Genomic DNA, 478 nt, shown 5'->3' with positions numbered 1-478 from the left:
CTCCCCTTCAAACTTCCATTCCAATAAATCAGTTGAACTCAATAAACACACAGCCCCCGTTTGATCGGTTCGCTGCGCGCCAATGACCGCATAATAACGGTCGTCCACTTTCCATAATTTCGGATCGCGGAAATGCTCTGTATAGCCATCCGGAACTTTGTCTAGAACCGATTTTTTCGATTTGATGATATTTCCCTCATCATCCATCAAAGCGATGCATAGATAAGGGCGTCTCACGAGATTCTCATCCCGCGTGTTGCCGGTGTATAACAAATATAGTTTGCCTTCATGCTCAACCGCACTTCCTGAATATGCCCCGTGGCTATCAAAATATTCGTCCGGCTTAATGGCGATCCCGACATTCTCCCAATTCACCAGATCGGTCGATTTCGTATGATACCAATATTTCAAGCCATGAAAAGGCCCGAGCGGATGCCACTGGTAATACAAATGATATTCCCCGTTGTAAAAACAGAAG

Annotated in this window: 1 protein-coding gene; it reads right to left on the bottom strand. The window is 45.4% G+C overall.

Going from position 1 to position 478, the window contains the following annotated elements; all coding sequences use genetic code 11:
- Positions 1-478: glycoside hydrolase family protein (locus SB775_RS27445; RefSeq protein WP_486360705.1), on the bottom strand; the 478-nt coding region annotated here is incomplete at both ends.

The sequence above is a fragment of the Peribacillus sp. SIMBA_075 genome (genome assembly GCF_046534585.1).
Note: the sequence above shows the minus strand (reverse complement) of the source record. Positions and strands in the feature narration are given on the sequence as shown.